We start from the raw sequence: 9,017 nt of genomic DNA on the forward strand, positions 1-9,017 counted from the left end.
CTTGCCTAGCGGGTTTTGTCACCGATTTATGAAGACAGTCTCCATCCGCCTGTCGCTTGCTGTAGCTTCCACAGCCGTGCATACAAACCGTTTTTCTTCACAAGCTCATCATGCTGTCCCTGTTCGACGACCGCGCCATTTTCCAACACGTAGATGTTGTCAGCATTTCGGATGGTTTTCAGGCGATGAGCAATGGCAATAACCGTTCTTCCCTCGATAAGCGTATCGATCGCTTTCTGAATTTGCGCCTCATTTTCGGGGTCGAGTGAGGCTGTTGCTTCATCCAAGAGAATGATCGGCGCATTTTTCAAGATCGCTCGGGCAATGGAAATGCGCTGTTTCTCGCCGCCTGATAGCGTGCTTCCCCCTTCCCCTACGAGCGTATCGTAGCCATCGGACAGCTTCATGATGAAATCATGGCAGCACGCTTGTTTGGCCGCCTCTTCGACCTCAGCTTGTGTCGCATCCCTTTTTCCGAAGCGAATGTTGTTAGCAATTGTGTCCTGGAATAAATACACGTCCTGGAACACCATCGACACGCGGGAGAGGAGTGCCTCCGGGTCCATGTCGACAAGTGGGTGATTCCCCAGCTGAACACTGCCTTGCGACGGGTCATAAAATCTGGCAATCAGTCGCATCACGGTGCTTTTCCCACTGCCGGACGGCCCGACCAACGCTGTAAATGAACCGACTGGCATGTGCATGCTCACGTTGTTCAGGACGTTCTTTTCGATATAACCAAAAGAGACGCCTGCAAGCTTCACGTCGTTTTCCGCAGGCGGTTGCTGCTCGCCTGTCATGATCGGCTCCGACAGCAACTCGACAATCCGCTCCCCCGCCTGTTCGTGGTAACGGAATTCTGCATAGTTGACGAGTGCTGCTGTCAATGGATCAAAGATACGTGTCCCAACCAGCAGGAACATGACAAACGTGATCAGGTCTATGTTACCTGCTACGAGCAAATACACGCCGACCATGACCATGAATGTGAGTCCCGCCCGGATAAAAGCGATGGCGGCGAGCACAATCGGTCCCAGCAAGCCTTCGATTCGTATGCTCTGCTGCATGAACTCGCGAAAGGATTTCTCCAGCCGTACAAAGCGTTCACCGGTCAAATTGTACGCCTTGATGACGCGAATGCCGTTCAAATATTCCTGTAAGCGATTGGCGGCGTCAATTTTGGCACGCATATGCGTCGCTCCGAGCCTGCGTTGAAGTCCAGATGTCATCAGCACCAAGAGAATCGCTATGGGAAACGCAACAAACAAGGCCAGTGCCATGCGCCAATCTGCGAAAGATAGGCCTACGATCGCCATGACAGGCATGATGATCGCCCCCAACATTTGCGGTACGAGATGGGAAATCCCGTGCTCCACCATCGTAAAATCTCCCATCATCATATTGGCCAAATCCCCTGGGTCTCTTTTGTTCAAGTAACCGAGTGACAGCTTGCGAAGGTGCTCTGCGAGCTTGGTTCGCCCTTCTGCAGCCGTGCTGTAGGCACCGCGAAACTGTGTACGATACGCTGGAATTTCGCATAGAAACAAAAGGAGCAACGAGACTATCATCCATCCGCATACCCACCAGAGTCGCTCGATGTTCAATGGGGCACCTGGCTGGGCAAACGGCTCAAAAATCAATCGGGCACCCTCCACGAGCAAGGCAAACGGCACTATTTGCGCAAGGTTGGCAAGTGTCGTGTACATAACGGGTTTGATCAGCGCCCTTGGTTTACCTGCTGTGATATTGTTCAGCATACTCATCTGTGTCCACACTCCCCTTTCCTTCACCCATTTGCCACTCCTGCGCATCGGTGTAAGCCTTCCACATCCGGGCATAGAGCCCATTCGCCTCTACCAATGCTTGATGCCTGCCTTGCTCGATCAGCTTCCCATTTTCCAGCACCAAAATTTGATCTGCATCCCGAATCGTTGACAGGCGATGCGCGATGACAATGACGGTTTTGCCCTTCATCAGCTCTGCCAGAGCCAGTTGCATCTCGTACTCATTTTCAGGATCAGCAAAGGCAGTCGCCTCGTCGAGGACAAGAATCGGTGCGTTTTTCAAGATCGCCCGTGCGACCGCCACACGCTGCTCTTCTCCCCCAGACAAGTAGACTCCCCCTTCCCCGATCAGGGTGTCGTAGCCTTGCGGGAGCTTTTGAATAAAATCATGGCATTGGGCTGCCTTCGCCGCTGCATAGACCGCCTCTGGCGTTGCGTCTGGCAATCCAATCGCAATGTTGTTGTAGACCGTGTCATAAAACAAAAACGTATCCTGAAAGACGAATGCTACGGTGTTCATCAAGTCGGTGCTCGATAGCTCCCGAACATCTACCTGGCCAATGCGAATCGCTCCCTCCGAGACATCCCAAAATCTCGGAATGAGATTCGCTACCGTAGATTTTCCTGCACCAGACGGTCCGACCAGAGCTGTCACCTGCCCGTGCTTCGCAAAAAAAGAAATGCGAGAAAGTGCCTCTCCTCCTGTTTTCCCCTCTGCTGCATAAGAAAAAGAGACGTTTTCAAATGCGACATCAAAGCTCTGCGGACGCCGAGAGCTAAGTGGTTCGGCAACAGGTTGCTCTGCCAAAATCCGATCCATGCGCTCCACACCCTCGCCAATGTCGCGCAGGGTAGAGGTCAAAAACAAGAGCTTAAACATCGGTGCAGATACACCTGGCGCCATTACGAGGAAAAAGAGCAGAACAGACGCAAATGCAACATTTTGCGGATCTTGACTTAGCATGAACACCCCTACCGGGAGAATGAAGGCCGCAAATGAGCTCAGAATCACCTTGAATACCAAAAATCCGTTTTGAAAATCATCCGTATTCTTGACGCAATAGTCCCGATAGGTGATCATATCCGCATAAAAGCGTCGGAAGGAATGAACCGTCTGCCCGAATACCTTGATCGCTGGCATTCCGCGTACGTACTGGACGGCAGATCCATTCATCCGTTCTAGCGAATCGTAGTACCTCTTGATATTTTCTCTTGTTTTCGTCCCGGAAAACGTAATGATCTGCACAATCAATCCCAGTATGATCGGCACGACGCAGGCCAGCGCCAGCCAGACGTTCAAGTAAAACATCACGCCAATCATGAGCACCGTCGTCACGACTACATGCACCAAATCTGGAAGCTGATGCGCGACAAACGTCTCGACCTTTTCCACATTTTGCTCCAATGTTTTTTTGACTGCACCGGTAGACGTTCCGTTTAACCAGCCAAGTGGCAAACGGCCGATATGCGAAGCCAATTTGACCCGCATTCCGTACAAAATGCGAAACGCAGCGATATGAGACACCATCCCGCCTGCATACATCATGATCAGACTTCCCACGAGTCCCAAAAGCGCAATAACTCCCCACCGAATCATGTACGCCCCGTCCGCCATAGCGGGAGACGCTGCATGCGTTAACAGTTCGCGTAAAATGAAGTAGACGGATGCATAAGGCACCAGCTTGCATATTGCACTCAAGGAAGACAATATTGCCGAGACGACGAGCAATCCGCGCTTCTCATCCGCAATCTCCAGCAAGCGACGCACGCCGCTTTTAGGCTGCATCCCCTCTTTGCTCTCCATTGTCGTCATTCCTGTTCTCCTCTCTCCTGCTTGCTTCTTTTGTCCTACCCCTTATCATAATGTGACCTTCTGCCCTCTACCGCCGATTGCCGGATAGATCTTGCCCCTAGCCGGAGTATTCTTTTTTAAGACAACAAAAAACCTTTCCCACTTGGAGGCTAGCTCCCACAGGAAAGGTTGCGTTGGTTTTTTCGATTATGGTTGGACTACTTTTTCTTTCGCTTTCGTTACGATGTGGTGACCGAGCGGCAAGCCGCGCTGCTCCAGCTCATCAGCTGTCACAATATGGAGCGTCTCACTTTTACACGGCATGGGCATCAATCCGCCCAATGGACTCATCACTCTTCCGATCGTGTCTGTCTCAATGAGCACGTACAGGCCTTTTTCCTCCAATTGTTGCATGAATTCTCCCCAACGCTTGGAAGTAATTTGATCGGCGTGCTTGGTGAATATGACACCCATTTCTTGTGCTAGCATGTTAAATCTCCTTTGTTCTATCCGTCAAATATATGCTTCAAAAGATAATCTAACAATACAGCGAAACCTCCCTTCTGGCAAAATCCGTGTAAGCCAAAAAACACGAAAAACGGTTGTTTTTGACCGCTTTTCGTTTCAGGAATCTCACATCTTCCTCGCACACACCGTTTCAACGCGGCACGCTGTTTTTTGACGCTTGCTTTTGAAAAAGAGACCTATTTTTGTCTATTTCTTGAGTTATTCTTGTGCTCTCCCCATCATGTACCTGCATTTCCTCGATTTAGAAGCTCGCTGCCAGCTCCACATGCAGCAGCCTGGCAAAAGGAACCCAATGAATCTCGGAGCCCACCCGAAGCTTGAGGCGTCTCGCCGCTTGATCAATATGGATAATGTGGGCAGACAGGCGTCGCGGCTCTCGCCCGTCATAATAGGTCAGCGTCAGGATGCTCTCTGTCTGGAACGCCTGCCATACCAGCTCGCTCAAGGCGCTGAGCTGCTCCTGATCCAGCTCGGGTGGTACATAGCGGCGCTCTTCTTCCTTGATGCGCAAATACATTTCCCGATGCTCCGGCAGCACAAACCGACTGGCCACGAATACATTTTCCTTTTTGGACACGCGTTTTTCCCTCATCGCTTGTTCTCTCCTCGCTGTTCATATCGGGTCCACAAATGGACGAGCTCCTGACACTCTGCCCGCAATACTTCAATCGTATAGATCGCTTCTCGTACGTACCCGCGTTGTCGATAGTGGACGACATACATATGTCCCTGACGTCGTGAGCTGACGACTGTGCACCCTCTCTGTCCCAAGATGCGACGCAGCTGGTGATGCTTCCGCTCCGCCCACCGCGAGAGCTCATCGAACATCATCTGATAAGAAAATTTCAACGGCACAATCCGCACCTCCGCCAGGTCGACCATGACCGCCCGAAACAAAATGCCAAATAAAATATACTGGCGTATCAATTCCTGCTCGTCTGACACCATCGGCTCCGTCACTTGTAGTGTCCTCCGATCTTACGTGCACGCTCTTTCGCCTGTCCCGCGTCCAAGGCAGAGGTGGCGCGCAGGATGGCATCCTGACCGTACCGGGTCCGAATATCATCCATGGCTTGTGCCAACGAACGCCGCTTGTGATTGTCCGTGAACAGATTGAGTTGCACCACGTTGTCAGGGACAAGCTGCCCCAGATTGACCCCGATACTGCGGACGGGCGTTTCCTGCCAGTGACGGTCAAACAGAAAGCAGGCCGCTTCGTACAAAGTCATGGCATCATTCGTCTGTTCCGTGAGCTTCATCTGCCGCCCAAAGCCCGTTCCAGCAGCCAAATCAGCTCCACGACAGCCCACAGACAGAACGGAGCCCATCAGCTCCTTTTTCCGCGCCCGACGGCACACTTCTTCGCACAGCTCCAATAATATAACCTTGATTTCTGCTGCGGTATGATAATCCCGAGGCAACGTCATGTGATGACCGATTCCTTTTTGTGAATCATAGGAATCCAAAGCCACAGGCGAATCGTCGATTCCGTGAGCCGTGCGCCACAGCACTTCCCCGTTCACTCCCCAATGTCGAGTGAGGATGGCTGGCCTCATATCTGCCAGCTGCCCGATCTGATAGACGCCCATCCGATGAAAATGACGCTTCATGCGTGAGCCTACCCCGAACAGCTTTTCAATCGGAAGCTTCCAGAGCGTATCCGCTAACGTTTCCCGCTTGAGCCAAAAAACGCCTTCTTCCCGTTTCTTGGCGAAATTGTCGCAGGCCATCTTGGCCAGTACCTTGTTCTCTCCGATGCCTACCCGACAGTTGATTCCCGTCTCCATCCAGACGCGCTGCCGAATCTGTGCAGCCATCTGCAGCGGATCACCAAATAGATGGACACTGCCTGTCACGTCGAGAAACTGCTCGTCGATCGAGTACGGCTCCACCTTGTCTGTAAATGCTTCGAATATGCGAGTGATTTGCATGGAGATGCGGATGTACATCTCCATGCGCGGACGAACAACGACGAGCTGGCGACACTTTTGCTGCGCCTGCCATAGCGCTTCGGCAGCGACCACTCCGTATGACTTGGAAATCGGACACGCTGCCAGCACAACTCCGCTGCGCCGCTCTGGATCACCTGCGACGACAATCGGCTTGTTTCGCAGCTCTGGATTGGCCCCTTTCTCGATACTGGCATAAAAGCTCTGCATGTCGATCAAAAACACGATCCGCTTGTTCGCATTGGACACACGATCATCCCCTAATAAGAACTTATGTTCTTGTTTTGCTTTGTTCTTATTATAGCAAACAAACGTTCGCTTTTATGCCTGTCTGGCGCAAAAAAAAGTTGGTAATTATTTCTTCTCGGTCAAGCACACGTCGGTAGGTGTTCCGCAAGTGAGAGCGAATCCAATAAGGGGTTACTTTTTCACGACAGGAATCCAAATTTCGCTTCGGAAGGTTGGTGATGAAATCTCTTTAGCGCACGCGACTGGTACTGCCGTCTCTTGGGCATTCCCGCGGACGGTGAGATTATGTTCGGACATATATACTGCATTCCCTTACAAAGCGGACTGACGCTCGTTCTGGACAGCAAAATCTTTCCGAAGCGCATCACAGATGATGCCCCCTTGTTTCATTTCAACACACAAGATATCGAAGCCTCTTATGTATTTCTTAAGGAGAGCGGAGTGGAAGTCGTCGTTCCTATCCAGCATGGCCACTGGTTCAACTTCCGCGATCCCGACGGCAATCTGATCATGGTATGTAAATGTTAAGCTGAAAAGGAGATACACGCATGACCATCCACTTGCGCCGTACTACACCGACAGACATTCCATTCGTATGTGAAGTAGAAAATGCGCCAGAGAATACCCCGTTCATTATCCCGTGGAGCGAAGAGCAGCACCACCACGCACTTGGCAACCCGGACATCCTCCATATGATTGCGGAAAAAAAAGAAACAGGCCACCCCGTCGGCTACGTCATCATCGCCGGGCTGACCAATCCTCATCAAAGTATTGAACTCATGCGTGTTACAATCGCAGTCAAGGGCGAAGGCTACGGTCGCAACATCCTGCGTCAGATTAAGCATTGGACCTTCATCGAGCAAAAAGCCCATCGACTCTGGCTGGATGTAAAAGAAACGAATGACCGCGCCCGCAGCCTTTACGTATCGGAAGGGTTTCACATAGAGGGCACCTTGCGCGATTGCCTAAAATCAGGCCATACTTACGAATCCTTGATCATTTTATCCATGCTGGCATCGGAATATGATGCTAAGGGGCAAGTAGCTCCGGAGTCGTGACATACAGCCATTTGCCGTCGTTGCTAGCTCCCAAAATAGATACACTCGCTGGCAGTCCTTTCACCAGCACAGATTGTTGCTTACGATCAGCATCGAACAGGAAGAGCGACGACACGGACTCCGCTCCTTGTTCAGCTTTTTCCCAATCGATATAAACCAAATGGTGAGTGCCTGGAATCCATATCGCATCTGGTTTCATTTCCTTCAGTTTGACGTCACCCTTAAACACCCCTGCATTCCAATACATTTGATAGGCGCCATCTGTCGACTGGATATAGCCAGACCAAGCTTCTTTGGGAACGGGTGGATTCCAGCTGATCACCTTGCCTGACTGCCAATCGTAACGTTGACGAAGCTCCTCAAAGCTTTCTTCCTCTGTTCTCATTTCAAACGTCGCGTAGCGTCCATCATCCATAAAACTGACGGGCTGGACTTGCCCATTCATCTCATCCGTTGGAACCCATCCTTTGATAACACCTGGGAGGCGCCGTTCTTTTGCAGTGGCCAAATCGTACACGACCAGATCGAGATCCTTTTTCTGTTCGGTCTTGCCTACTGCCATCAACACATGCTTGCGATCATGGCTAAAGCTGGCTCCATGTACGTATCCATCTACCTTGATACGAGTGGCAAACTCACTTTTCGGTACTTCTGTCCCTTTCGGTGGATGAGCGAAAAAGAAGCCGCGGCGATCTGCCATGAAGTCGCCTGCACCGCTATAGTTGTCAGTCAGCTCCACTGGATAAGCAGTCAACTCTTTTGACTGTGCGTCATAAATCGAATACAGCATGGGGAAACGTGCATCGCACTCGCAATATTCTGTAAATCGCTCCAGCAGCACATACCGTTCCTCAGGGTCGATAAATTCCATGGGAGTCCTGACGGCAAAGTCCGTCATTTTTTCTTTCACCTTGCCATCGACGGAGACTCGCCAAATCTGAGACGGAGCAAACACCACCGCCGAGAAATCATTCGTATCATCAAACACGGTTCCCTTTACCGTCTTCGCTCCTGCTACATTTACAACATATTCCGTCCAGCTTCTGTCTTTGGCAAGCGTATCAGGAAGGGTAGCCAGCAATTGCAGTTGACGGTCGTGCACCCAGTGAAACGTAAAAATCGGCTCCACGTAGCCCAAGTCCTCTTTTTTGGTTTCTTCCTGGGCATTTTTGCGGATCGCTGCTTCGACTGTTCCACGGTTCACGGCTTCCTTAAAAAAGAGGGTGTATGCCTGTGGAGCAGGTCCCACGACCGTTCTTCGAGGAGAGCTGAGCTGTGGAGCCTCGTTCAACTGAATAACCACGTCTTCTTTCATCGCTGCATAGTCGTAAGGAAGTTCCTTTTGCTTCCATTCCTTTGTCGTTTGGCTGGTCGTATGGGATGGGCCAGTCTGAGCAATCCGACTGTCCGTGGAAGTTGCTTGCGCGAAGTCGGATCCTGTCATGATAAGCAATGCGAACACAATGGACATACTCATTCCCCGAATTTTTCGCAAAGACAAAAAACTCGCCTCGCTTCCTAGAAAAATTTACCTTACAGAGGATAGACGTCGATACCCTGCTTAAAGTTTCACCCCACAAAAGAAAAAGCCTCCCCGCACGCTTGGGACTGACCCCATAACGTAAGACAAATCAAAACACCTTCAAGAGAATGCGAC

8 protein-coding genes and 1 pseudogene are annotated in these 9,017 nt (G+C 51.0%); 2 read left to right on the forward strand and 7 right to left on the reverse strand.

Features of this window, described 5'->3' with window-relative positions; translation table 11 throughout:
* Positions 1-26 precede the first annotated feature (26 nt).
* The 6 genes from ACQ5DJ_RS21720 to ACQ5DJ_RS21745 all read right to left on the reverse strand — a co-directional run bounded on the left by ACQ5DJ_RS21720 (position 27) and on the right by ACQ5DJ_RS21745 (position 6,302).
* The gene (locus ACQ5DJ_RS21720; RefSeq protein ID WP_429844274.1) at positions 27-1,763 is read right to left on the reverse strand and encodes an ABC transporter ATP-binding protein; all 1,737 of its coding nucleotides are present in this window, start codon (positions 1,761-1,763) and stop codon (positions 27-29) included.
* On the reverse strand, positions 1,732-3,570 hold the full coding sequence (locus ACQ5DJ_RS21725) for an ABC transporter ATP-binding protein (RefSeq protein WP_429844280.1): 1,839 nt from the start codon (positions 3,568-3,570) through the stop codon (positions 1,732-1,734). Before ACQ5DJ_RS21725 ends, ACQ5DJ_RS21720 begins: the two co-directional genes overlap by 32 nt.
* 213 nt (positions 3,571-3,783) lie before the next feature.
* Entirely contained in the window at positions 3,784-4,065 is a 282-nt protein-coding gene (locus ACQ5DJ_RS21730; protein ID WP_007728325.1) for a hypothetical protein, read from the reverse strand.
* A gap of 280 nt (positions 4,066-4,345) precedes the next feature.
* Positions 4,346-4,696: a YolD-like family protein gene (locus ACQ5DJ_RS21735; protein ID WP_429844275.1), complete on the reverse strand. Its 351-nt coding sequence runs from the start codon at positions 4,694-4,696 to the stop codon at positions 4,346-4,348.
* Positions 4,693-5,064 (reverse strand): hypothetical protein, encoded by a 372-nt coding sequence (locus tag ACQ5DJ_RS21740; RefSeq protein ID WP_429844276.1) that lies wholly within the window; start codon positions 5,062-5,064, stop codon positions 4,693-4,695. The genes ACQ5DJ_RS21735 and ACQ5DJ_RS21740 overlap by 4 nt, the downstream gene beginning before the upstream one ends.
* Entirely contained in the window at positions 5,061-6,302 is a 1,242-nt protein-coding gene (locus ACQ5DJ_RS21745) for a DNA polymerase IV (protein WP_429844277.1), read from the reverse strand. Before ACQ5DJ_RS21745 ends, ACQ5DJ_RS21740 begins: the two co-directional genes overlap by 4 nt.
* A gap of 234 nt (positions 6,303-6,536) precedes the next feature.
* Between ACQ5DJ_RS21745 and ACQ5DJ_RS21750 the strand changes: the two are divergent.
* Both ACQ5DJ_RS21750 and ACQ5DJ_RS21755 read left to right on the forward strand, forming a co-directional pair.
* Positions 6,537-6,830: pseudogene (locus ACQ5DJ_RS21750) on the forward strand (VOC family protein); the annotation flags it as partial.
* A gap of 20 nt (positions 6,831-6,850) precedes the next feature.
* The gene (locus tag ACQ5DJ_RS21755) at positions 6,851-7,360 is read left to right on the forward strand and encodes a GNAT family N-acetyltransferase (RefSeq protein WP_429844278.1); all 510 of its coding nucleotides are present in this window, start codon (positions 6,851-6,853) and stop codon (positions 7,358-7,360) included.
* On the opposite strand, the gene ACQ5DJ_RS21760 is transcribed toward ACQ5DJ_RS21755, so the two are convergent.
* Positions 7,332-8,831, reverse strand: coding sequence for a hypothetical protein (locus ACQ5DJ_RS21760; RefSeq protein WP_429844279.1), 1,500 nt, complete (start codon positions 8,829-8,831; stop codon positions 7,332-7,334). The two genes, ACQ5DJ_RS21755 and ACQ5DJ_RS21760, sit on opposite strands and share 29 nt — an antisense overlap.
* Between the last annotated feature and the right edge of the window lie 186 nt (positions 8,832-9,017).

Origin of the sequence: Brevibacillus sp. FIR094, from assembly GCF_050477165.1 — a bacterium.
GTDB lineage: Bacteria > Bacillota > Bacilli > Brevibacillales > Brevibacillaceae > Brevibacillus.